This window comes from Bradyrhizobium ingae (assembly GCF_055791185.1).
On record NZ_JBVUBB010000001.1, the window covers coordinates 544866 to 567190 of the forward strand.

The window sequence follows — 22325 nt, forward strand, 5'->3', positions numbered from 1 at the left end:
GGCCCAGTTTTGGAGGTGAGCAATGCCTATGCGTAAGAGATTCGCTCGGCGTGGGTCTTGCCCTACTTGCTCTGATCTGTGGGCTCGCGAGTTCAGTGGCCGCTGCGGCGAGCCGAGTTTACTAAAGAAAGTGGTGTAAGCATGCTCGATACGCGCGTTGGGAGCGGCTTGCCGTCCGAAGGCCTGACGGCCTCCGCCAATACCGTGCTCTCCACCGTCGAGGTGAAGAATCTCAAGCACGTCTATGTGCCGGCAAATAAGCGGCCTGTCGTTGCGCTCCAGGACGTGTCCCTCAGCATCAGGGCCGGTGAGTTCATCTCCCTGCTAGGACCCTCCGGTTGCGGAAAATCCACCTTGCTCTACCTGATCGGCGGTTTCCTGCCCGTCGTCGAAGGGAGCATTTCCGTCGACGGCAGCGACATCAGAGGACCTGGGCCGGACAGAGGCGTAGTCTTCCAGAGCTTTGCGCTGTTCCCTTGGCGCACGGTATTGCAGAACGTCACCTACGGGCTGCGAAAGCAGGGAATGTCGAAGGCCGACGCCGAGAGCAGAGCTCGCGAATTCATTAGGTTGGTCGGCCTCAACGGCTTCGAGGACAGTTTTCCCTCGCAGCTGTCGGGCGGTATGAAGCAGCGAGCCGCGATCACGCGTACGCTCGCGATCGATCCCAAAATTCTTCTGATGGACGAGCCGTTCGGGGCGCTCGACGCCCAGACGCGCAGCCTGATGCAGGATGAGTTGCTGGGTATATGGCGGCGGTCTCCTAAGACGGTTATCTTCGTGACCCACGACGTGCAGGAGGCTGCATATCTCTCGCAGCGCGTGGTCGTCATGTCGGCTCGCCCTGGCCGCATCAAAACCATCGTTCCCTGTGATTTCGACCGATCCGATCCTTCGTTCGTGCGAAGCGCCGAATTCGTGGCGAAAGTCGACGAGCTTCAGGAACTGGTCCGAGCCGAAGCCAGGCTGGCTCAGGAAGCTGCCGGTCGATGAAACGCACCATCGTCTACTACGCTCCGCTGCTTGTAATCGCCTTGATATGGGAGGGAGTCTCGCGTGCGAGCTTGGTCTCGACCGACATCCTCCCACCGTTGAGCACGGTAATCGTGTCACTCATCGAGCTGGTCCGCGATGGCGAGCTGCCTTCCAATGCATTTGCCTCACTTGAGCGAGCGGGATCAGGACTTGCCCTCGCGATTGCGTTCGGCGGCAGCCTCGGCATTCTGATGGCGTGGTCGCGTGGGCTGAATGCAATCGTCAATCCACTTGTGCAGATCTTTTATCCGGTGCCCAAATCGGCCCTTATTCCGGTTACTTCCATCTGGCTCGGATTTGGTGATGCATCGAAGGTGCTGCTTGTCTTTCTCGGGTGCATGCTCCCAATCACCATCGGTGCCTACAACGGCGCACGATCTAGCGATGCGGTGCTCGTCTGGTCAGCGCGCAGCATGGGATCATCGAGGCTCGGTGTCTTGTTCGACGTCGTCGCTCCCAGCGCGCTGCCCGAGCTTCTCAACGGAGTCCGCACGGCATTGGCGCTCTCATTCGTGCTGCTGGTGGCCGGCGAGCTGATCTCTGGCCGCGACGGGCTTGGCTACCTGATCGGCTTCTATGGGGCCGCCGGCTCCTACGCTCCGATGTATGCGGTTATCATTACGGTCGCGCTTTTGGGCTTTGGTTTCGATCGCATGTATCAGATGTTCACGCGGAGGCTTCTACTATGGCGCGAGTAGCGCGCATTCAGGGATCCTCGCCTCGGCAGGACTCGGTCAGGTTCATCGCCGTGATGACAAGCGTCGCGAACATCGGGCGTAATTCGATCGCGTTGGTGGTGCTCGCGATCTCCTGGGAACTGTTCGCCAGGAGCGGATTGGTCACGCCTTTTCAATTGCCGTCGTTCAGTTCGGTGGTCGCAACCATCTACGAAAGCGCGATATCAGGCGAACTCTGGCGCAGCCTGTGGCTCACCCTCTACCGTACAATGGTGGGTTTTTCGATCGCCAGCGCTATCGGTATCCTCCTAGGCGTGTTGATTGTTCGCAGTCGGGCTGTTCGGTGGTTTTTTGACCCTATCATCTCGATCGCGTTTCCCATTCCGAAGATCGTCTTTTTGCCGATCATCGTGTTGTGGTTGGGTTTCGGTGATGCGACGAAGCTCTCCATGATCATCATCGATGCAATCCTTCCGGTGCTCACCGCCACGATCGCCGCTGCTACGGCAGTTCAGCGAGATCTGATCTGGTCTGCAAAGAGCATGGGAGCAAACGATACCGAACTGGTCTGGGATGTGTTGCTGCCGGCGGCCCTTCCGCAAGTCCTGACAGGCCTACAGGTAGCTTTGCCGCTCTCGCTGATCATATGTATCGTCGCTGAGATGCTTACCGGCGGGGCCGGGCTCGGAGCGGACATGATGAACGCGTCTCGCTACTCAAATTCCAGAGCAGTCTTCGCGGGCATCGTTGAGGTCGCCGTGCTCGGCTTCCTTCTGATCAAAATCCTGGGGACGCTGCGGCAGCGGCTGCTGCGTTGGCATCAGGAAGCAGTCGCACCGACGACGGTGTGACCAGATCCGCATCCGGCGCGCAAGGACAATCGTCGCCTGAAGGCGGCAAATCAACGGGAGGATAGAACAATGATGCTGCTCGCAAGAGTCGCAGCCGTAGCAGGCTTGGTGCTGTCGATGGATGCGTCCGCTGGTGCGCAACCTGCGGCAATCAAGTTGTCCTGGGTTGTCCCGGTCACCAACTGGGGTTCGATCGTACTCGAGAAGAAGGACTTGATGCTGAACAACGGCAAGACCTACAATCTGGAGGTTACGCGTTTCCGCGGAACCTCCGAGGCTCTACAGGGCCTTGCCTCCGGCGATCTCAACATCGCGGACATTTCGACCACTGGTTTCGCCGTCGCCTACGAAAACGGGGTGAAGGACGTCAGCATCATCGCCGGCGAGCTAGAGGACGGCATATCCGACTATTATTCGACTGAGTTCCTCGTACGCGATAGCAGCAGCATTCGTACCGTACCCGACCTCAAGGGTAAGACGATCGCTGTAAGCGCGCGCGGTAGTGCCAACTACATGCTTCTTGTTGCGATGCTGCGCAAGAACAACATCGACGAACGCAAGGACGTGAACATCGTCGAGGCCGCTGCTCCGACAATGGGCGCGATGCTAAAGAGTGGGAAGGTCGACTTGATCGCCGTGACCCGTCCATTTTCGGCACAACGAGGGGTCAGGGATGGCAATAGGGTCTTGTTTACAGCTGCAGATGCCGTGGGAGAATGTCAGGCCATCGTGTGGGTAGCGAAGAAGACCTTCATAGAGAAGAACCGCGCGGCGCTGATCGACTTTCTCGCCGACATGCGGCGGGTCGCACATTGGTTTTCGGATCCTGCCAATCACGCTGAAGTCGTAAAGATCGCGGCGAAGGTGACGAAAATGCCCGAAGCGTCCTGGCAGGACTGGCTCTTCACCAAGGCGGACTTTTATCGCGACCCCAACATGATGCCGAACGTGGCGGCGATGCAAGCCAATCTGGACCTGATGGAGAAGCTGGAGATTATCAAGGACCCTATCAATCTATCGGACACTATGGATCTGAGCCTGGTCGAGGCAGCGATGAAGCGTGAGTGATAGTCGATCTGGGAAGGCCTCCGAGCTGGAGGAATGTTGTTCTCCGGCTCAACGCTTGCGCCGGTAGCGCGGGAAGCGTGGACCAGGTTTCGATAGCCTGGTCGGCCGGGCATGAGCTCAACGGCGCAGGGGCCCCATAGGAGTGCCCGGGCGGCGACTGCGTCCAGTGGGACCCTCACCGAAAGGCTGCCGAACAACAAATAGGAGCGACCTGCAACGGTCCCTGCCATCGCGGCTTTCTGGCGACTGCAGGACGTCCCGCAATGCGGTCCGATGAGAGGTTGAGATGGCGAGCGACAATGGCGTAAAGGTGGTTGTCTTGTTCCACTCCCGCAGTGGGAATACGGTGCGCATCGCTCAGGCCCTCGCCGATGGGGCTAGGCGAGTTAAGGGTGCTACCGCGAAGGTCTATCGCGTCCCGGAGCTTACGGATGAAGCGGAATTGCTCGCGCACCGACATACCGGGTCCGCCTTCGCGGAGATCCAACAGTTCCCTGTGGCGCAGCCAGACGATCTAAGCGCGTTTGACGTCGTGCTGATGGGAGCGCCCACGCGCATCGGCTCAATGTCGGCCGAGATGAAGCGGTTCATCGACCGCCTCGGTGAGAACTGGCAACGGGGAGATCTTCGAGACAAGATCGGCTCAGGATTTACGTCGGCTTCCACGATACACGGAGGTCATGAGATGACCCTGATGGGTATTCTGACTAGCATGATGCATCTCGGCATGATCGTAGTTACCCCCGGCTATAGCGATCCCATCTTCAATCTCGTTGCAGCACCCTACGGCGCGACCGCAACGACGAAGCCCGCCGGCACTCGGGTGAGACCGAGTGCGGATGATCTTGAGGGCGCAGCCGTGCTGGGCGAGCGGGCTGCCACTCTGGGCTTATGGCTACTACGGGGGCGCACGCACGATTAGACGTTGCTTTAATTCTCAAACTTGGGAGGGGCGGAATGCGCGTCATTGCAATTGAAGAACACTTCGTTACGCCGACATTCGTATCCAGCCTTGGCAAGGCCAGCACAGAACGGATGCGCCAAGCCCCGGGTGGAGGCAAGCTTTTCGATAGGTTGATGAATATCGGGGACTCGCGGATCGCCGAGATGGATGCTGCCGGCATCGACATGCAGGTCCTCTCTCTTAATTCTCCCGGTGTCGAGCAAGCCGATGCTCCGGAAGCAATCGCATGCGCGCGGGACGCAAACGATTACCTCGCAGCCGGAATCAAGGCTCATCCTACCCGTCTGGCGGGCTTTGCTTCGCTACCGATCCAGTCTCCGGACCAGGCTGCAATTGAGCTCAAGCGTTGCGTTCTTGAACTTGGATTCAAAGGTGCCAATGTCAACGGCCACGCTCGTGGCCGCTACCTCGATGATCCCTATTTCAGTCCGGTTCTTGCCTGCGCCGAGAGCCTCGGTGTTCCGATCTACCTCCACCCGACGATGCCACCGGAGCCGGTCATCAACGCGCTGTACGGCGGTTTCCCTCCGGCAATCTCGAGCGTGTTCGCAGGGAAGGCCTGGGGTTGGCACATCGAGACCGCAACCCACGTTCTCCGGTTGGTTCTCGGCGGTGTGTTCGACCGCTATCCGGCGCTCCAGGTGGTGATCGGCCATCTCGGGGAGGGAATACCCTTCATGATCGAGCGGCTGAACCGGTCCTTTCCCGTGCAAATGACAAAACTTAGACTGCCAGTCGCCGACTATCTTCGCCAAAACCTGCACTATACGTTTGGCGGGTTCAACTTCATGCACACGTTTCTTAATGCAATGCTCGAAGTCGGCGTCCCGCGGATTATGTTCTCTGTGGACTACCCCTACGGGACGATGGAAGAGGGGAGGGCATTCCTCGATAACATTCCTGTTAGCCCCTCAGATAGGCAGCGCATTGCCCATGGCAACGCGGAGGCGTTGCTTAACCTTTAGAGCTGACAACGCTTTTATCTGCCCCAAATCTGTTCGGATCGCAGACATTCTCGCGAGCAGACCACCAGGTCAGCCTGCGTAGTTGCGCAGTCCTGCCGGTACATCATAGATAGAGCCGCCGTTATCGAGGTCGATAGCGTGCCTCCAAATCTCTGTTGCTCGAGACCATGGCGTTCTCGAAATCCGCACAAGATCACCCGTTAAGGACAACACGCTGGTCTGCCACTGGGAATCGCTCAGATCCCGCCATTCAACACTGAGATGCACCGCAGAGTGCTGGAAGAGATGGCGCAACGCGTGCGCGGGAAGGGTCGCGCCGAGCTCGACGTTCTCGATCTGGTGCTCAGGTTCTGCCAGAACCTCCTTCGCCGTTCCCTTGCGTGCGGCTTCGGCGAGTCGCGCAAGGCTGCGGGCCTGATAGCCGATGTGAGCAACGACATGGCGACGCGTCCAACTCGGAATGAGGGAGGGCGCGTCTAGTGCGTTGTCGGAGAGTTCGTTCAACTTTCGAGCAAAGTAGGCCGTCCCTTGGCGCGCCCACAAAAGATCTCGAGCGGGCGCCGCCGGACAGTCGTATCGAGAGTCCGATCCGAGCCGGTCTCGCAATTGCCTCCGGGCCTCCTCTTCCACGCGACTAGTCATTGTAGACATCCGCCTTTGGTACCAGGGGATTGCCGTTCCGGCTTCTCTGCACCTCCAGGCACGATGGGATCAGACCTCAAGCCGCCTGGCCCTCGGACTAGTCAATTTGAGTCCTGGCGAAGTGCAGACGCTCCATGATAGGTGCATCCGAGAACCGAAACAGATCGAACTGCGTCTCAGCTTGAAGGGACCAGCCGATCCAGGAGGGCACAACGAAGAGATCCCCCTTTTCTAGTCTTGTCGTGGTGCCATTGAAAGAAACCGCCCCTGATCCTTCGAAGACCTGGAATACCGACGATCCGACCTCGCGTCGTGGCGGCGTAGACGTTCCCGCTCGAATGCGGTGAAACTCGGCGCGGATTGTCGGCATAACATCGCCTCCGGTCGTCGGATTGATGTAGCGAATCGCTGCGTGCCCTTGCTCGACCGTGGCCGGCTGTCCCTCGTCCTCGAGAAGCAGTTGCTCAGTCAGTGCGCGGTCGGTGAACTCCCATCGATACGCACTGAGCGGCGAACTGACGGTGTCCTTAAGCTGCGAAAGCGGCCGCAGGCCCGGATACGACCAGAGCCGCTCTCCGCGCGAGAAGTGCGGTGTCGCGTAATCAGTCACGCGATCGGATCCGAACTCAAAAAATCCGACGTCGTTCTGGTAGGAGAATGGAATGTCGAGACCGTCAATCCATGCCATCGGAGCGTCCGTGTCATTGTGGTGGCCGTGAAAATGCCAGCCGGGTGTCAGCAGAAGGTCGCCTCGGCTCATGCGTACTGGGTCACCGTTTACGACGGTCCATACGCCTTCTCCATCTACGACGAACCGGAAGGCATTTTGAGCATGGCGGTGTTCTGGCGCGGTCTCGTGCGGACCAAGATATTGGATCGCCGCCCAGAGCGTTGGACTGATGTACGCTTTCCCACCCAGGCCGGGATTGGCCAGTCCGATGGCGCGGCGCTCGCCGCCCCGCCCGACTGGAACGAGCTCACCTGAACGTTGCGCAAGCGGAAGCAGTCGCGACCATTTCCATATGTGAGGCACAGCCTTGGGGGCGGGTACGACCGGCATGAGGTCGTCGATCTGCGTCCACAGCGGCTTAAGATATTCGGCTTCGAACTCCGAATACAGTTGACGTAGCTCCGGAGTGTCCTCCGGCTTCATCATGTTGCTGTGGTCTTGATCATTCATGTTCCTGGCCTTGTCGTCGCATAGTGATGATCGCGTGAGTTGATGCGGTCGTTCCGGGGCAGGAGGTGAACAGCATGGCTGGTGAGTAACTCGCTCCGCATCGAGATCTACTTAGTTGTGAAGGAGCAGTCGGCTCATCCAACCGGCTCTGCAATCGTGGTGGTGAGCGCGCCCAATCCTTCGATCTCGACGACGCAGACGTCTCCGGGCACCAATGCGCCGACGCCTGCGGGGGTACCGGTATAGACGAGGTCGCCCGGCAATAAGCGCACAGCATGTGAGAGAATCGAGATGATCTCCGGCACTGACCAGATGAGCTCGGAAAGGTCAGCGCTCTGACGAACAGTTCCATTGACGGATAGCCTGATCCCACCCGAGGCGAGCCGACCGATCCGTGAAGCCATGTGGATTGGACCGCATACGGCTGACTTGTCGAAAGCCTTGCCCCAGTCCCAGGGCCGCCCCTTGTCACGCGCCTCCAATTGCAAGTCTCGGCGCGTCAGATCATTGCCGTTCGCATAGCCCCAGATCAAGTCCCAGGCGCTGTCTTCCGGCACGTTGAACCCGCTTCGCCCGATCGCGACAACAAGTTCGGCCTCGTGCTGGAAGTCCTTCGTCAGCGGCGGGTAGGGAACAATGGCACCATCGTCCACCACTGCATCCGCAGGTTTGGTAAAGAAGAACGGTGCTTCGCGAGACGGGTCCTTACCCATTTCGCGGGCATGGGCCTCGTAGTTTCGCCCGACGCAGAAGATGCGGCGAACGGGAAAGCGTGCGGCTTCTCCATAGACGGCTGCGCTTGGAGTAGGAGCGGGGTCGAACACGAAACTCAAGTTGGTGATCCTCTTCGATACGCAATTTCTATCGTAGCCCGGATCCACCCGAAAGAAGGCGGAGCATCGGGCCGTCTTCAGCAACGATGGTTAGGGGATTGGCAGTGCTTCAGAACGCTTCATTTGTACCAAAGCGAAGCTAGTCTCAATTGACGCTATGCCTTCAACGCGCGCCAGCTTCTCCCTCAAGAAGCGCTCGTAGGCCCTTAGATCACCGGCGGCTATTCGTAGCAAAAAGTCGCGCTGCCCTGTCATCAGGTAGCAATCGACAACTTCCGGCCAGCTCATCACGGCAGCCGCAAAGCGCTCGACGTGCTCCTCAGTCTGACGTTCGAGTTTGACGGATGCGAAGGCACTGACCGGCAATCCGACCTTTTCCTGGTCAATGATGGCCGCATAGCCTTTGATGATGCCGCTGTCCTCAAGCTGCCGCACTCTGCGGGCACACGGAGACCCGGATAGGCCAACCTTTTCGGCGAGGTCTCCAATCGTGATCTTGCCATCGCACTGAAGGGCTTTGATGATCTTTTTGTCGATCGCATCTAGGTTGGAAACCGACATCCTCAGTCTTCCCACCTTGTCGTCATTGTAAGTGACCAGGTCGCTACTCCCGGTTCGAGTCGTCTGAGCTCTTTGTGTGAGGGGCATGTCGGGAACCTAGTTGATGAACCGCGCCATTGCCCGCTTTTGACCAATCCCTGAAATCGGTAGAAACAGGATTAGATCTGCATTGCGGATAGGCGGCTTCAGACCGCCGCATGCGCGAAGCGGCATCACATGCCCCTTCGCGAATGCTACGCCGCGAACCGTTCACACTGTCCCGCGGCCTCGTGTCGACCCATCCGGATCTGAATCAGCTCCGCGTATGTGGCCAGTTATGGTTCAAGTCTTTCCATGGAATGAAGCCGACCCCCGGCGCTCCCATCATCCTCGCTTTATCCTCGGGGTACCCCTCCCAAGTGCAGATCTCGAACTTGTGGCCCTCCGGTGATTTGAAGTACACGGAAACAATATCGATATCACGGTGACTCATCGGCCCGAAGAAGGGGATGCCTTCCTTCTTCAGACGCGCGATGTTCATATCAAGTCCTGCTACCGTGGTCCTGAAGCCATAATGCGGGGATATATTGGGGTCGTCGGGCTGCGGCGTAGACGGGCCTGCTTCTTCTGTACATTGCAGAAGCGAGTGACCGATCCGCAGGAAAAGGTGGGGCTTACGGCCCATCTTCTTGTCCGTCTCATCGAAGCCCGCGTAATAATAGGGTTCGCCCCCCATAAACTCGCGCACGAAACGCTCCATGAGAGCTACGTTTTGGCTGGTCAATGCAAAGTGGTCCAACCCCCACAACCCAAAGGCATTGTCGACCTTTTCTTCGCGCCCGCCAACCTTGGGATTAAGGTTGGACAGGTGCGAGGTCGTCTCTTTCGTGGTCATCCGTCAAACTCCTCCTCTTGTTCAGACCATCACATGCGCTTTTCAGAATGCCGTCCCGTACAGCGGGCCTGCGTTCGCTCGACTTCTCTCTTCAAGTCGAATGCTCGCCGCTTATCTTTCCCGGCCCAGACCTTCTCAAGCGCGCCGTGGCGACGGAAAATGATATAGGATCGAAATTGATATATGTCCAGTAATTGTTCGTCAGCTGGGTAGACCGGCGGCCGGTGGCTCTTCCTCGCGATAAGAAGGCGCGGTTGGCGCCCCCGAAACGGGAAATAAATGCCGCCTTGCCGCCGCGCCGTGAGCTTCTTTCAGCAGTCGGCAAGGTCTGAATCGCGTCCGGTGCTTGACCAAGAAAAATGTACCGTGTACAATTTTTACTTGCAGTCAGTTTGCTGCTGAACAAGCCAAAAAATGGCGTCGGTTGCTGGGGCACTCTATCTGCGAGTAGCATTGTCAATTTCATGATTCTTGTACGGTGCTGTCGCAGGGAAAGTGAGATCCTCGACATGAGCGCTGTTAGGGTTCGGCAGATAGCAACCAGCGGATAAGATGAAGTCAAAGGCAAAATCGAAGACGCAGCGTTCCAGCACGCGCGCCATTTCTCGTGAAAAGGAACAGCCTCACGACGTTTATCGCATCCGTGGTGCGCATGCGGATCACGCGGAGACGCTGGGACTTAGGGAGCAGAATAAAGTCGACAAGTTTCAGCGGATCTACGCGGCCGCGCGCCGGCAGTTCGCCGAGGTTGGCTATGACGGCACAACGCTTCGCGACATCGCCAAGGAAGCGCGTGTAGCACTCGGAACTCTCGGATTTTACGCGGAGAACAAGCGTGAGCTAGTGCTGCTCATTTTCAATGAGTTCATGCCTCCCGTGATTGAACGTTGCCGAGAAGCCGGCGTCTATCAAGGATCGCTCGTGGATGCGGTTGTCGCCCATTTTCGACCAGTGTACGCCGCATACGCCGCCGAGCCGGATCTTTTTCGCACTATCCTGCGCGAGAATGTTTTTCACACCACGTCTCCCCATGCGCGCGAGTTCAGCCGTATTCGCCTCGAGACGATCAGTCATCTTCGCGATCTCGTATCCAAAGCGCGGGACGCGGGGGAGATCATGCCATATATCGACGTCGATTTGGCCGCTCGTACAATCTTCTATCTCATGTTCGCGTCCGTGCGTTGGTGGCTCCACACAACCAATAAGCCGTCGGTCGAGCCCGGACTGGCGGAGCTGAGAACGATGACTGCCCTGCTTCTCGATGGAATGAAAAGCGGTAAAGCGGAGGTCGCTCCGGCCACGCGCCGCGGCCCTGTTCGCAATCGCACATAGCTGGATTGGCTTCGCGCCTTATTGCCTGTGGTCGACGGCGCCGACTACCATGGCGCTAGCCAAATATTGACACGTCATAAAATCGGACATATTGCAATTTGAGGGGCTCGCATCTATGAGCCTCTTGATAGCTGGGGTTGCATTGGAGCTCCCCGTCCGCGCCTGCGTCAAGCCGAGCGCGCGCTTTTCCTTTTGCAACAGGCCCAGTTTGGAGGTGTGCAATGCGTGCGTCTGAGAACTCATCTCGGCTCGGGACCTCTACAGCGGAAGATGACCGGATCACTGAGGCGTTTTCGGCGATCCGCGCTCGGGGCGGCGAAATCCTGAATATACATAGGACATTGTGCCATTCTCCCGCGATGTTAAGGGCTCAGGCGGCCTATGCGACCGCTCTCCGCGGAGACTCCTCGATACCCAGGCCCCTACAGCAGTTGATGATCTTGCGTATTTGTCAACTGAACGACGGCGCATATGAATGGAGTGTGCACGTCGGGGTGACGGTAAAACTCGGTGTGCCCCTTTCAAAAATTCAAGCACTCAAAGCCTGGATTGAGTCAGATTTATTCTTGACCGACGAGAGGGTGGCACTTGCATTCGTTGATCAAGCTTGTGGTGCCGACGGGGTGGATGACGAAACGTTTCAGGCGGTGATCGATGCGTTTGGCGCGCAGGGCGCCGTGGATTTGGCCGCCCTAGTGGCTTGGTATGTCGGGAATACGCGATTTACCAAAGCGCTTCGAATCACGCCGGAGACGAGCGGGGTGGAAATGTAGTCGGTCGACGCGAGGCCCGCGCGACCAACTCCGGGTGGATGCTGATAATGCGCGCCAGCGCGCGCGGCTTCCAGGCCCTACCTGCGGGAGGACCTGAACGCCAGCGCTAAGAAAGCGGCCTGATTGCGCCGTCAATATGCCGGCCGTCGTCCAGAATGGAACGAATGTTAGGTTCGACTACGCCGCGCGAATCTTGCCGAGGAAATTACTCACCTGCTCGCCGAGTCCGCGGCTTTGTACTTCCAGCGTTTCGGAAGCGAGCTTCACGCTCTCGGCCGCACCTGCTGCTGTATCAGCGTCTACTTTGACGCCGGAGATGTTGTCCAATACGTTTTTGGTGCCTTGCGCCGCGTGTTGTGTGCTGCGCGTGATCTCTGCGGTCGCCGCGCCTTGCTCCTGAACGGCAGCGGCAATCGAGGTTGCCACCTCATTGACCTCACCGATAATACCGCCGATCGCCTGAATCGCATTGATAGCATCGCCAGCCACTCTCTGGATATCCGCAATCTGTTCGGAGATTTCCTCGGTTGCTTTTGCCGTCTGGCTCGCCAGAGACTTAACCTCGGAGGCGACCACCGCAAATCCGCGACCCGCGTCTCCCGCTCTGGCGGCTTCGATGGTAGCGTTAAGCGCAAGCAAATTGGTTTGCGCTGCGATACTGGTAATCAGACCGACCACCTCACCAATCCGGTCGGCCGATTTCGCGAGCCCCTGCACCGTGGCATCCGTTTCCCGAGCCTGGTTCACAGCACGGCTCGCAATACCTGCGGCATGCGAGGCCTGCCAGCTGATATCGTTGATCGAGGCGCTCAATTCCTCCGAGGCTGAAGCTACGCTTTCAACGCTTATGGAAGCGTCGCCGGAAGCTTTTTCGGCAACCTGAACGCGGTGGTTGGTCTGGCGCGACACGGCCGATAGATCGCCGGATGTCTTCCGCATCTCGGCGGAGGCTTCGTTCAACTCATTAAGGGATTTGCGAACGCGGCCCTCGAATTCGCCGACATACCCTTCGATGGCCCGCTGGCGCGCGATAGCGCCGGCATTGCGCTCGCGCTCTAAGCCTTCCATCTTCAGCTTCTCGATGGCTTGATTTTTGAACGTCTCCAGCGCGCCGACGAGCGATCCGATCTCATCGCCGCGATGAGCGTAGCCCGTTTGGACGGAAAGATCGCCAGCGGCGACCTTTAGCATGGCATCACGGATCTTATGCAACGGGGTGATCACACGTCGGCTGATCACCACCATAGCGCCTACGCTCAATAGGATTGACCCGGCCAGCACCGAGAGCTGCAGGACTAGCGATCTAAGGGCAGCGGAATACAGGATCCGGGCGCGCTCCTTGGCGGCATCGAGAGCAGCTTCGGCAACGCGAACCGTCGTTGACAGACGACCCGAAGTGAGCACATTCCACTGAGTCGCCGTCAGTTCGGGCTTCTGGCCATTCTCAAGGGCTATAAGCAAGCGATCACGCAGCGAGAGCAACTCTGCGTCGAAATATGCGCTCTTGTTCGCAGTCATGGCGGTGGAAATCCCTTGTGGCAACTGCATGGTAGCGGTCGTCAATTCAAGCGCCTTCCACGCAGCGTCGACGCCGCCGCCGGATCTAATGTAATTGCTCTTCAACTCCGGCGTGACGCGCCCTTCCATGAGGCCAGCTGTAACAATCGCAACACCTTCGCCAGCCGTGCTTCGTAACAACCAGGCGACCTGCTTTATTGCAAGCAGTTGGTCGATCACAGCGTCCTTGTGGTTGATGTCGACGGCCAGGACAGCCGACAACTTCGCCAATGTGGCAAGCAGCGCATTTGCCGTTTCTGTATACTCTTTTGCGAGCCCTGGACGACGAGGCGCCTTCGGTTGCCCTATGAGTTCCCAGAATTCCCTTTGCTGGGACAACAACGTTTTGAAGTGCTGGTCGAACTCGTAGAACAGGATATTCTTCGACTCGAAATCGATCTTCTCAAGGACAGCGAGCGCGTTTTCCATCGCCGGTACTTCCGCGTCGCGGACTTGACGCAGATATTTTTCAGTGTCGCTATCGATAGGGGCGTCGGCATTGAGATAGCTGCTGGAGAGGCGGTCGGTGCGCAGATTATGCATCGCCGCGAATAAGTTTGCCGAAGCGTCCGAGACCACGGAAATTCGGCTTGCGACCAGTAAGCGCTGCCAGCCATCCCAAGCATTGAAGGAGAATACGACCACGACACAGAAAGCTGCGGCGAAAATCACGATCTTCAGTAGCGCCGATATAGTCAACCGATTCAACATGCGTTTCTCCAGAAGCTCTCTTTAGATGAATTGCATCGCTATCAGCTGGCGGCAGCCCCATCCGCTCCCACCGGCATCGAGAGAGAAAGCCGCCGTTTTGGAGGCGATTCTAAAACTAGTATATGACCGAAAAAAGCTAACCGCTCCTTGACGTCGCGATCGCGGTATAAAGCGGTGGGGGATGAACGCAGAGTTCCTTCCAGGATGGCGCGAATCCCCGGATTCATTGAGCAATCCACTTACTTGGGGCGTATTCCACCCGCTGCCTGGCCAGTCCTAGGCAGCCGCCGCCCTTGCCCTCCAAAGCGCCCAAAACTGATTGACGGCATTAAATCGGACATGTACATTTTTCGGTGTGATTTGTCTGAGCGTAATCTGCTAGGGGGAGGAATGGCTGTCTCTGGGGGGCGTCTTCACGCGCGAGCACTATTGCGGGCAGCGCATATGCCGACGACATGAAGCAAGTCGTGGTGACCGGTCCATGCGGTCTGTTCGTCAAGGGTGCCTGTCACTACTTCGTTGTCTGCGGTTTGGAACGTAACGCTGCCGTCTTAGTTCGGGCCCTCGGCTGAGCCATCGCGGTTCATTCACAATCAGTTCTTGCCGGCCAAAACGTTCCGAAGCCGAATCCATGAAGCTTTCGAAAAGGTGTAGTGACTGCGCCGTCAGTTTTCGGTGCCCAACGTCTAACGGTAGCGCCGTTTTCTTGGTGGTGAGCCAACTGCCATAGCTGATCGTGATGATGTCCGGCGTTCGATGAACATGCGCTTCACGCCATTAGGCGAGCTGCAACCGTTCGTGCGCTCGGGCATTCGAAATTGCGGGTGCTTGGCAATACCCACCAACTCGACGCGATCCAACGAACAAAATTGGCAAGAAACACCCTTTTCAATGTGTAACAATGCGGCTTGGGAGAAACGGTCTAATGAGCGCGCGGGCGAGTTCGAACAGAACGCGGCGGTTGCACGAGGCGAACAAAGTGAAGCTCGATGCTGCCGCGCCAAGCGGCGTTCGCATCGTTGCGGTTGGAATGAAGCGCGTTTCCCTCGTTCGACAAGCACCGAATTTCACGGACTCGGCGCTAGTGCCGTGGTCGGCACAATCGAAACAATCATGTCAGCCACTTTGCTGCGCGACCAGCCCTGCGCAGTGCCACCTGATGATGGCGAAAGCCGTGGCCGGTGATCAGAAAAAGCCCTTTCGCCGATCATCGCTCACCAACCGACCTGCCATGGGCCCTTCAGTGTTTTTGGTGGATTCGGCGATCCGCATGCGCGGAGCTTTACCAACGAGATCGATGCGGAAGTTCGGATAGTTCATGCGTGCAGGCGCTCTATGGCGCTACTTGGAGGAAGTCATGACGACTAGCTTTACGATCAATGGCAAATCGGTTTCTGTCGATGCGCCGACCGATACGCCGCTCCTATGGGTGATCCGCGAAAGCCTCAAGCTGACCGGCACAAAATTTGGCTGCGGGGCCGGGCTTTGCGGCGCCTGCATGGTCCATATTGATGGAAAGCGCGCGTATTCTTGTCAGACGCAGCTTTCGGAGTTGGCGGGCAAGACGGTTACTACGATTGAGGGCCTCTCAGTGGACTCTAGCCATCCGGTTCAGAAGGCGTGGCTCGCTGAGAGCGTACCGCAGTGCGGCTACTGTCAGTCCGGACAGATCATGAGTGCCGCTGATTTGCTGAACCAGAAGCCTAAGCCGACGCGCTCCGAGATCGTTGAGCACATGAGCAGCAATCTTTGCCGTTGCGGCACTTATCAGCGCATCATTCGCGCGGTCGAGCGCGCGTCGCGGGAGGCATGACATGAACAAGCGCATCGAGAAATCTGAAGCGCTTCTATCACGTCGTCAAATTATGATCGGCGCGGCCGGATTGTCGTTCGCGATCGCCCTGCCAGGGAACGCTGACGCCGTCACTGTTGCATCTGATCCAAGCGGAAAGACCATGAGTCCGTGGATCAGCATTTCCCCGGACGGTACAATCAGCATCATGTCGCCTGCCGCTGAGATGGGGCAGGGCTCGATGACGTCGCTCCCCTTGATCGTCGCGGAGGAGCTCGATGCTGATTGGTCCCGAGTCAACGTCGTGTCGGCGCCGATCGTAGATGAGATCTATGGCAGTCCGATCTATCGGATGCTGTATACTGCGGGATCATACACGCTTGAGGCTTATTACACTCCGCTGCGGGTCGCCGGCGCGCAGGTACGTCGCGTGCTGTTGGAAAATGCTGCACGTAAATGGGGCGTCCCTATCGAAGAGCTTGCCACCGAGCCGAGCGTGGTTGTGCATCGGAAATCGGGTCGTAGGTTGACCTATGGCGATATCGCCAAGTTCGCAGATGTGCCCGCAACGGCGCCCGAGATCACGTTGGATCAGCTCAAGAAGCCCGCTGACTTTCGCCTGATCGGCAAGGACCGCATGCGGATCGAGCTACCTTTGAAAGTGAACGGTAGTGCGACCTACTCGATCGATGTCCAAGTTCCGGGCATGCTCTACGGCGTGGTTTTGCGCGCGCCGATCGAGGGGGCGATTCCCGACAAGATCAATGAGGCCGTGGTCAAAGCGCTCCCTGGGGTAGTTTCTGTGGTTCGGCTACCGCACGGGGTGGGTGTCGTGGCCGAGACGGTTTGGGCTGCCCTCAAGGCACGCGAGGCGCTGAATGGCGCAGTCACGTGGACCCGCACCGGCCTGGCTTGGGGCTTCGACAGCGACAAGGGGCTCGACGCCTTTGCCGCGAGGGCCAGGAATGTGAAGGGACCTTCCCTCAATTTTACTGCGCGGGGGCAGGCGCGTGCCGAACTCGAGAAAGCGGCGAGCGTAGTCGAGGGCGAATACCGCACTGACTATGCCTATCACGCGCAAATGGAGCCACTGAATGCGGTCGCCTCTGTCGCGCCGGATGGCGGCTCAGTCGAGATTTGGGCGGGCACTCAGGGGCAGTCTATCGCGCAGACAACACCGGCCAAATTTCTCGATATCCCCCGAGACAAGGTGAAACTGAATAATTTCTTGCTGGGTGGCGGCTTTGGCCGCCGAGGCAGCCGCGACGCTGACTTCATCATGGATGCGGTCATGCTGTCCAAGGAAGTAGGGCGTCCGATAAAAACGATATGGACGCGAGAAGATGACGTTCGCAACGGCCGCTTTCGCTCTCTTTCTGCCAACTTTCTGCGCGCCGGCTTCGACGGAGCCGGCAAGCTCATCGCTTGGCATCATCGCGTTGCGGCGGATCGACTAACGCAATATCTTGATCCTGTCCGCTTCGTTGAACGTGGCGGTAGGGATGGCATGCTAATGAGCGGCACCGACGTAGACGGCTACGATGTGCCGAATTTTCTCGTGGAGCAGAGCTATCAAGAGACTGGTGTTCGCACCAGTCCGCTTCGCGCGATTGGAGCAAACGCTAACAAGTTCGCGACCGAAGCGTTCATGGACGATGTGGCGCGCAGTCGTCGGGTGGATCCGCTCGACTTTAGGCTCGATCTGCTCAAAGGCAGCCCGCGTGCACGCAAGGTGGTGGAGCGGGTGTGCCAAATGGCGGAGTGGAGCAAGAAGCGCTCCGGCCGTGCGTTGGGGTTGGCATATATGGACTTTCAGCACACCCACGTTGCAGGCGTCGCGGAAGTGTCGCTCGATCAACCCAGTGGCAAAATTACGGTGCATAATTTCTGGAGCACCGTCGATTGCGGGCTCGCAGTCCAGCCCGACAACGTCGTCGCGCAGATGGAAGGCAGCATCGTTTTCGGTATGGGCTTGGCGATGAGCGAACGCATCTCGATCAAGGATGGCGCAGTCGAACAGTCTAACTTCTATGACTATGCAATCCCGCGGATGAACGAAATTCCGGAGATTCACGTGGAGGTGATCAAGACTGATAATGCTCCGACCGGGGTTAGCGAAGCGGGAACGCCTCTGGTTGCGCCGTGCATTTCTAACGCAATCATGGAGTTGAGCGGGGTACGTCTGCGACACACACCGTTCTTGCCCGAGCGGGTGAAAAAGGCGATTGCTTGAGACGGGTAACCTCCCAGACTCCAACCGAAGCGCTTTTGCGTTTCGGTTGGCCTTCTGGTGCATTCAGCATTGCGACCGGCTCTCTTGGGAGAGGCGTTTCATTTTAGTGATCGCAAGGCTGGCAAGAGGTCTTGAGGGGCGCACCGGATGCATACGAGGAATCGTCGAAGTCCCAGGATCGACGACCTATCGGGTGTGCGGTGGTTGAAACAACGAATCTGCCTATGGTCTCACATGCAGAAGAAGGTGTCGTCGGCCAAACAGGCTGTCGTTGTCGGAAGGCTTTGTGATTGTCGTCTCCAGTGCGGGGCAATACACAAGGTCGGTTAGTATCAGAGTCATCACGGGTCGTTTAAATGCAGCGGGTTCTTTACATTCTTTGGATTGTAGGTCTCTTGACAACGGGGGCGGCGGCTCAGGAGCAATATCCGACCAAGCCGGTCACGATTGTCGTTCCGACAGCTCCGGGGGCCCTTGTGGACACAATCGCCAGAGCTCTTGGACAGCGCCTCTCCGAGACTTGGAAGCAGCCCGTGATCATCGAAAATAAGTCTGGCGCCAACAGTCAGATCGGTGCCGTGGCTGTTGCAAGGGCCCGGCCCGACGGTTCCGTACTGCTCATCGCGCCAGATGCTACATTTGCCATCAATCAGCACTTGTACCCTGCGCTCCAGTACGATCCATTCTGGGATTTTGTGCCTATTACTGGCGTGGGCCGCATCGATCAAGCACTGATCGTTAATAGCTCCGTCCCAGCCACGAGCTTTCAGGAGCTGATGGCTCTCGCTAAATCCAAACCGGGAGTCCTGACCTACGGCACTGTCGGGGCAGGATCGAGCATGCATCTCAACTTTGAACTCATGCAGCAGCTTGGTCAGTTCAAGCTAGTGGCTGTGCACTATCGAGGCGGAGCCCCCGCCTTGTCTGACGTCCTCGCAGGAACTGTCTCGATGATGCTGGTATCACCTGCTCCGGCAGCGGAAGCCGCGGAAACTGGATCTGTCAGGCTTTTGGCGACTGGCGGTCTCCAGAGACTATCAAACTTGCCGAATGTACCGACTCTCTCGGAGAGCGGGCTCGCCGGATTTGAGGCGTATACATGGGTCGGCATGGTGGCGCCGGCGGGCACACCACAGCCCATCATCGACAAGATCAACAAAGATGTAAGGCAGATACTCTCCGACGCCGACTTTGAACGAAAATTCCTGGCGCCTAACATGCTTAAGTCCATCGCGACTTCGCCTAGCGAGTTCGCAGTGTTTATGAAGAATGAGTCAGAGAAGTGGGGAAACGTGATCCGCGAGATTGGTCTCAAGATAAATTGAGGATCTCAGCGACCAGGCCCCCCCGCCCATTGACCCAGACGCAAGCGTCTTCTTCGTGCGGATGTACTGCCTGTTTGGACCGAGCAATGGTGACCGAGTGCCGATCGGGAGCGCAATCATCGAGATCCGGGTCAAACGGGACAGATTGGCGGCAAGCGATGCCGGTTTTTACGAGGAGTGCTTGAATGAAGGCGATCGTACTTCGCGAGTTTGGACCGCCCGAGGTCATGCGCTACGAGGACGTGGCAGAACCAGAGCCGCGGGAGGGCGAGATCCGCATCCGCATTCTCGCGTCTACGGTCAATCGGGTATTGGACGTTTCGGTTCGTGCTGGGAAGGAACATCACCGCGGCATTGTTCTGCCTCTAATTCCCGGGGTTGATTGTGCTGGTGTGGTTGACAAGGTTGGTCCAGGGGTGACCGGTTGGCGTAGGGGAATGCGCGCCGCCGCAGCCGGCATGATGCCGCTCGATACATGTGGCAACGTGGAGGACTATCGCGGACCCTTCGGTATGATGGGCATAAACAGACCCGGTGGTTTCGCCGAGAAAGTCACGGTCCCGGCTGCTGTCGCAGTCGAGATCCCGTCGGATATCGACTTTCATCACGCCGCCGTCGTCATGCGACACGTTCCGACGGCCTGGAATCTTCTCGTCAATGTCGCTGAACTGAAAGGATCTGAGACCGTGCTCATCATGGGCGCGGGCGGCAATCTCGGGACGCTCGGAATTCAGATCGCGAAAAACGTAGTCGGTGCCGAGGTCATTGCTGCGGCAGGTTCGGACGATCGCGCCAGACTGGCAACGTCCCTCGGTGCTGACTATGCCGTGAACTACAACTCTCACGACCTTTATGCGGAAGTCATGGAGATCACGAGGGGCAGGGGTGTCGACGTGCTCTATGACAACGTTGCAAATCCCAAGGTATTGCCGGCAGCGTTTCGCGCGATTGGCTCTAACGGTCGCCTCGTCACGGCGGGGGCGCACGCCGGCCCCGTTGTGCCGATAGATTTTTCTCATCTTTATCAGAAAAGCATCTCTATCAGGGGCCGGCCAGGCTACTCCCCCGCGGATATTCCCAAGATTTTTGCCGCCGCTGCAGCCGGAAAGGTTCAAGCGGTAATCGAGCAAGTACTACCACTTTCGCGCGCGGCCGAAGCGCATCACCTCATGGAAACACAGGAGGTGCTAGGTAAGATCGTACTTGACCCGACGTTGAAATAAGCTCCGCTTCTCACCTCTGTTCGCTGCGTTGATTGCACGAATAGAAGGAAATCCGCCAGATGAAACTGTTTTTGCCGTTTCTGAAACCGCTCTATAGCGGCCTCGAACCCTTCGCTTATCCCCTGATCCGTCTCACAGCTGGGCTTCTGCTGGTCCCGCACGGCGCGCAAAAATTGTTCGGATGGTTTGGCGGTAATCCTGCAAAGACGATTGCGGCCTTTCAGGCCATCGGCTTCAAGCCTGCCGCTTTTTTCGTGGATCTCACCGGATCGATCGAGTTCGTCGGTGGCCTGCTTGTCGCCGTCGGCCTTTTGACGCGCCCTGCCGCAGCGGTATGCGCTGGTCTTCTGACCGTCACCATCCATGTGACCTCGGCAAGGGGCTGGTCGGCGATGGAGTACTCGATCTTATGGACGGCCGCCTGCCTTGCGATCACCATTCTCGGGGGCGGCCGATTGTCGGTGGACAGGCTCATTGGTCGCGAATTCTGATCAACCGGGAAACTGGCCTTCGACGCTCGATGAAGGCTCGCCCAGTCCGAAATAGCGTACGAGTTCGATCCCGCGGGCGAGCTCAAGCTTATCGGATACGGGCTACATCAGGGAAGACAGATCAAGGTGCTAGTGCTTCTTCGACATCGCTGGGGAAAACGGACACCGGTCATCCGTCAGTCGACGAGCGCGGTCGCGGTCAGGCCACAGGCGCACGGTCGATGATGATGCATCAGGTTCCAGAGCAAGCCGGCAGAACAAGATGCTCTGCGCCGCCGGTGCACGGCATTCCAAATTGAGGAAGCGGAGATGCGAGGATGCCGACCGGCAAACGTGGGTCCACCTTCCGAATTGCAGCAAGTGCCGCCGACGATCGACGAAAATCGGCAGACAAATGCCGAGATGGTCCGAGCAAATGAATTCGATCGAGAATACGTTCCAGGAGTTTATTGACGCGATCCAGACAGCGGGCGATACGAACGCTTTCGAGCGGATCGCCGCGCGGCTTGCATCAAAGCTTGGATTTAAGCGATTTGCCTATTTGCGCTTGACGGACGAGGCGCCCATGCTGATCTCGTCCTACCCGAAGTCATGGACCAGCCGCTACTTTCATCTTGGATATCAGCAGCTCGATCCGATCGTCCTCCGTGCCAAGGTCGAACGGGATCTCTTCAGTTGGGGCGGGGTCGCCGGCGCGCCCGTCGGCTCGCGAGCCCAGCGCCAGTTCTTTGATGAGGCAACCACCTTTGGCATTCGATCCGGCATCACTGTGCCGATCAGGGGCGGTTTCGGACGAATGGCGGCCTTTACGCTGGCGACGGACGATCGGAAGACAGATATCGATCGTATCGCTGGCGAGTGCAAGGATTTCATCCACCAGGCCGGCTTGTATTTTCACGTCCATGTCGCCGCGCGGCTCGAAGCTGCTTTTGTCACGCGGCAACTCATTGGAAGTGAGTTGACCCAGCGCGAGCGCCAGTGCCTTGCATGGACAGCGCAGGGCAAGACGATCGCCGATATTGCCGTTCTGGTCGCGATCGCTCCGCGTACCGTCGTCTTTCATCTCGAAAACGCGCGCCGAAAATTGGGCGCGGCGTCGATCGCCCAGTGTGTAGCGATAGCCTTGCGCCGCGGCCTGTTGAGCTGACGGCCTTCTCATTCGATGTCCAGCGAAGCCAGATCGGAGGGCACGCGCGTGCGCCTCGATGAGGCATGGCGCATTGTATTCCAGCCAAAGT

Annotated in this window: 21 protein-coding genes; 14 read left to right on the forward strand and 7 right to left on the reverse strand. The window is 58.0% G+C overall.

The window, feature by feature from the left end; translation table 11 throughout:
- Nucleotides 1-204 precede the first annotated feature (204 nt).
- From ACV1FX_RS02495 to ACV1FX_RS02520, 6 genes are all read left to right on the forward strand, one after another.
- Nucleotides 205-993: an ABC transporter ATP-binding protein gene (locus ACV1FX_RS02495; protein ID WP_473115985.1), complete on the forward strand. Its 789-nt coding sequence runs from the start codon at nucleotides 205-207 to the stop codon at nucleotides 991-993.
- Nucleotides 990-1733, forward strand: coding sequence for an ABC transporter permease (locus ACV1FX_RS02500; RefSeq protein ID WP_473115931.1), 744 nt, complete (start codon nucleotides 990-992; stop codon nucleotides 1731-1733). The genes ACV1FX_RS02495 and ACV1FX_RS02500 overlap by 4 nt, the downstream gene beginning before the upstream one ends.
- Entirely contained in the window at nucleotides 1721-2563 is an 843-nt protein-coding gene (locus ACV1FX_RS02505; protein ID WP_473115932.1) for an ABC transporter permease, read from the forward strand. Before ACV1FX_RS02500 ends, ACV1FX_RS02505 begins: the two co-directional genes overlap by 13 nt.
- Before the next feature lie 69 nt (nucleotides 2564-2632).
- On the forward strand, nucleotides 2633-3631 hold the full coding sequence (locus ACV1FX_RS02510; protein WP_473115933.1) for an ABC transporter substrate-binding protein: 999 nt from the start codon (nucleotides 2633-2635) through the stop codon (nucleotides 3629-3631).
- 286 nt (nucleotides 3632-3917) lie between these two features.
- Nucleotides 3918-4553 (forward strand): NAD(P)H:quinone oxidoreductase, encoded by a 636-nt coding sequence (gene wrbA, locus ACV1FX_RS02515; RefSeq protein WP_473115934.1) that lies wholly within the window; start codon nucleotides 3918-3920, stop codon nucleotides 4551-4553.
- A 35-nt stretch (nucleotides 4554-4588) separates the two neighbouring features.
- Complete coding sequence (locus ACV1FX_RS02520; RefSeq protein WP_473115935.1) at nucleotides 4589-5560, forward strand: amidohydrolase family protein; 972 nt, start codon at nucleotides 4589-4591, stop codon at nucleotides 5558-5560.
- Between the two features lie 69 nt (nucleotides 5561-5629).
- Here the strand turns inward: ACV1FX_RS02520 and ACV1FX_RS02525 are convergent, their stop codons facing one another.
- The 5 genes from ACV1FX_RS02525 to ACV1FX_RS02545 all read right to left on the reverse strand — a co-directional run bounded on the left by ACV1FX_RS02525 (nucleotide 5630) and on the right by ACV1FX_RS02545 (nucleotide 9650).
- The gene (locus ACV1FX_RS02525; protein WP_473115936.1) at nucleotides 5630-6211 is read right to left on the reverse strand and encodes a maleylpyruvate isomerase N-terminal domain-containing protein; all 582 of its coding nucleotides are present in this window, start codon (nucleotides 6209-6211) and stop codon (nucleotides 5630-5632) included.
- A gap of 88 nt (nucleotides 6212-6299) precedes the next feature.
- Nucleotides 6300-7382, reverse strand: a complete 1083-nt coding sequence (locus tag ACV1FX_RS02530) for a cupin domain-containing protein (protein ID WP_473115937.1) — start codon at nucleotides 7380-7382, stop codon at nucleotides 6300-6302.
- Between the two features lie 134 nt (nucleotides 7383-7516).
- The gene (locus ACV1FX_RS02535) at nucleotides 7517-8215 is read right to left on the reverse strand and encodes a fumarylacetoacetate hydrolase family protein (protein ID WP_473115938.1); all 699 of its coding nucleotides are present in this window, start codon (nucleotides 8213-8215) and stop codon (nucleotides 7517-7519) included.
- A gap of 90 nt (nucleotides 8216-8305) precedes the next feature.
- Nucleotides 8306-8776 carry an Lrp/AsnC family transcriptional regulator gene (locus ACV1FX_RS02540; protein WP_473115939.1) on the reverse strand — a complete coding sequence of 157 codons (471 nt, stop codon included), beginning with the start codon at nucleotides 8774-8776 and terminating at the stop codon, nucleotides 8306-8308.
- Between the two features lie 292 nt (nucleotides 8777-9068).
- Nucleotides 9069-9650 (reverse strand): VOC family protein, encoded by a 582-nt coding sequence (locus ACV1FX_RS02545; protein ID WP_473115940.1) that lies wholly within the window; start codon nucleotides 9648-9650, stop codon nucleotides 9069-9071.
- A gap of 552 nt (nucleotides 9651-10202) precedes the next feature.
- Here ACV1FX_RS02545 and ACV1FX_RS02550 point away from each other — a divergent pair.
- A complete protein-coding gene (locus ACV1FX_RS02550; protein WP_473115941.1) occupies nucleotides 10203-10982 on the forward strand; it encodes a TetR/AcrR family transcriptional regulator in 780 nt (259 codons plus the stop codon).
- Between the two features lie 359 nt (nucleotides 10983-11341).
- Nucleotides 11342-11755, forward strand: a complete 414-nt coding sequence (locus ACV1FX_RS02555; RefSeq protein ID WP_473115986.1) for a carboxymuconolactone decarboxylase family protein — start codon at nucleotides 11342-11344, stop codon at nucleotides 11753-11755.
- A gap of 177 nt (nucleotides 11756-11932) precedes the next feature.
- Here the strand turns inward: ACV1FX_RS02555 and ACV1FX_RS02560 are convergent, their stop codons facing one another.
- On the reverse strand, nucleotides 11933-14023 hold the full coding sequence (locus ACV1FX_RS02560) for a methyl-accepting chemotaxis protein (RefSeq protein WP_473115942.1): 2091 nt from the start codon (nucleotides 14021-14023) through the stop codon (nucleotides 11933-11935).
- Nucleotides 14024-15208: 1185 nt separating this feature from the next.
- Entirely contained in the window at nucleotides 15209-15343 is a 135-nt protein-coding gene (locus ACV1FX_RS02565; protein ID WP_473115943.1) for a hypothetical protein, read from the reverse strand.
- A gap of 37 nt (nucleotides 15344-15380) precedes the next feature.
- Between ACV1FX_RS02565 and ACV1FX_RS02570 the strand changes: the two genes are divergently transcribed.
- The 6 genes from ACV1FX_RS02570 to ACV1FX_RS02595 all read left to right on the forward strand — a co-directional run bounded on the left by ACV1FX_RS02570 (nucleotide 15381) and on the right by ACV1FX_RS02595 (nucleotide 22234).
- Complete coding sequence (locus ACV1FX_RS02570) at nucleotides 15381-15836, forward strand: (2Fe-2S)-binding protein (protein WP_473115944.1); 456 nt, start codon at nucleotides 15381-15383, stop codon at nucleotides 15834-15836.
- Between the two features lies 1 nt (nucleotide 15837).
- Nucleotides 15838-18048: a xanthine dehydrogenase family protein molybdopterin-binding subunit gene (locus ACV1FX_RS02575; RefSeq protein ID WP_473115945.1), complete on the forward strand. Its 2211-nt coding sequence runs from the start codon at nucleotides 15838-15840 to the stop codon at nucleotides 18046-18048.
- Between the two features lie 356 nt (nucleotides 18049-18404).
- The gene (locus ACV1FX_RS02580) at nucleotides 18405-19373 is read left to right on the forward strand and encodes a Bug family tripartite tricarboxylate transporter substrate binding protein (RefSeq protein ID WP_473115946.1); all 969 of its coding nucleotides are present in this window, start codon (nucleotides 18405-18407) and stop codon (nucleotides 19371-19373) included.
- 185 nt (nucleotides 19374-19558) lie between these two features.
- The gene (locus ACV1FX_RS02585; protein ID WP_473115947.1) at nucleotides 19559-20596 is read left to right on the forward strand and encodes a zinc-binding dehydrogenase; all 1038 of its coding nucleotides are present in this window, start codon (nucleotides 19559-19561) and stop codon (nucleotides 20594-20596) included.
- A gap of 59 nt (nucleotides 20597-20655) precedes the next feature.
- Complete coding sequence (locus tag ACV1FX_RS02590) at nucleotides 20656-21087, forward strand: DoxX family protein (protein ID WP_473115948.1); 432 nt, start codon at nucleotides 20656-20658, stop codon at nucleotides 21085-21087.
- Nucleotides 21088-21349: 262 nt separating this feature from the next.
- Nucleotides 21350-22234, forward strand: coding sequence for an autoinducer binding domain-containing protein (locus ACV1FX_RS02595; protein WP_473115949.1), 885 nt, complete (start codon nucleotides 21350-21352; stop codon nucleotides 22232-22234).
- The last annotated feature ends 91 nt before the right edge of the window (nucleotides 22235-22325 follow it).

Bases quoted from the DNA above. Each gene is read 5' to 3' on its own strand.
- ACV1FX_RS02570 (WP_473115944.1), top strand. From the start codon at position 15,381: ATGACGACTAGCTTTACGATCAATGGCAAATCGGTTTCTGTCGATGCG.
- wrbA (WP_473115934.1), top strand. From the start codon at position 3,918: ATGGCGAGCGACAATGGCGTAAAGGTGGTTGTCTTGTTCCACTCCCGC.
- ACV1FX_RS02525 (WP_473115936.1), bottom strand. From the start codon at position 6,211: ATGTCTACAATGACTAGTCGCGTGGAAGAGGAGGCCCGGAGGCAATTG.
- ACV1FX_RS02565 (WP_473115943.1), bottom strand. From the start codon at position 15,343: ATGAACTATCCGAACTTCCGCATCGATCTCGTTGGTAAAGCTCCGCGC.
- ACV1FX_RS02510 (WP_473115933.1), top strand. From the start codon at position 2,633: ATGATGCTGCTCGCAAGAGTCGCAGCCGTAGCAGGCTTGGTGCTGTCG.
- ACV1FX_RS02590 (WP_473115948.1), top strand. From the start codon at position 20,656: ATGAAACTGTTTTTGCCGTTTCTGAAACCGCTCTATAGCGGCCTCGAA.
- ACV1FX_RS02530 (WP_473115937.1), bottom strand. From the start codon at position 7,382: ATGAATGATCAAGACCACAGCAACATGATGAAGCCGGAGGACACTCCG.
- ACV1FX_RS02550 (WP_473115941.1), top strand. From the start codon at position 10,203: ATGAAGTCAAAGGCAAAATCGAAGACGCAGCGTTCCAGCACGCGCGCC.
- ACV1FX_RS02585 (WP_473115947.1), top strand. From the start codon at position 19,559: ATGAAGGCGATCGTACTTCGCGAGTTTGGACCGCCCGAGGTCATGCGC.
- ACV1FX_RS02540 (WP_473115939.1), bottom strand. From the start codon at position 8,776: ATGTCGGTTTCCAACCTAGATGCGATCGACAAAAAGATCATCAAAGCC.
- ACV1FX_RS02545 (WP_473115940.1), bottom strand. From the start codon at position 9,650: ATGACCACGAAAGAGACGACCTCGCACCTGTCCAACCTTAATCCCAAG.
- ACV1FX_RS02505 (WP_473115932.1), top strand. From the start codon at position 1,721: ATGGCGCGAGTAGCGCGCATTCAGGGATCCTCGCCTCGGCAGGACTCG.
- ACV1FX_RS02520 (WP_473115935.1), top strand. From the start codon at position 4,589: ATGCGCGTCATTGCAATTGAAGAACACTTCGTTACGCCGACATTCGTA.
- ACV1FX_RS02575 (WP_473115945.1), top strand. From the start codon at position 15,838: ATGAACAAGCGCATCGAGAAATCTGAAGCGCTTCTATCACGTCGTCAA.
- ACV1FX_RS02595 (WP_473115949.1), top strand. From the start codon at position 21,350: ATGCTCTGCGCCGCCGGTGCACGGCATTCCAAATTGAGGAAGCGGAGA.
- ACV1FX_RS02580 (WP_473115946.1), top strand. From the start codon at position 18,405: ATGCAGCGGGTTCTTTACATTCTTTGGATTGTAGGTCTCTTGACAACG.
- ACV1FX_RS02500 (WP_473115931.1), top strand. From the start codon at position 990: ATGAAACGCACCATCGTCTACTACGCTCCGCTGCTTGTAATCGCCTTG.
- ACV1FX_RS02560 (WP_473115942.1), bottom strand. From the start codon at position 14,023: ATGTTGAATCGGTTGACTATATCGGCGCTACTGAAGATCGTGATTTTC.
- ACV1FX_RS02555 (WP_473115986.1), top strand. From the start codon at position 11,342: ATGTTAAGGGCTCAGGCGGCCTATGCGACCGCTCTCCGCGGAGACTCC.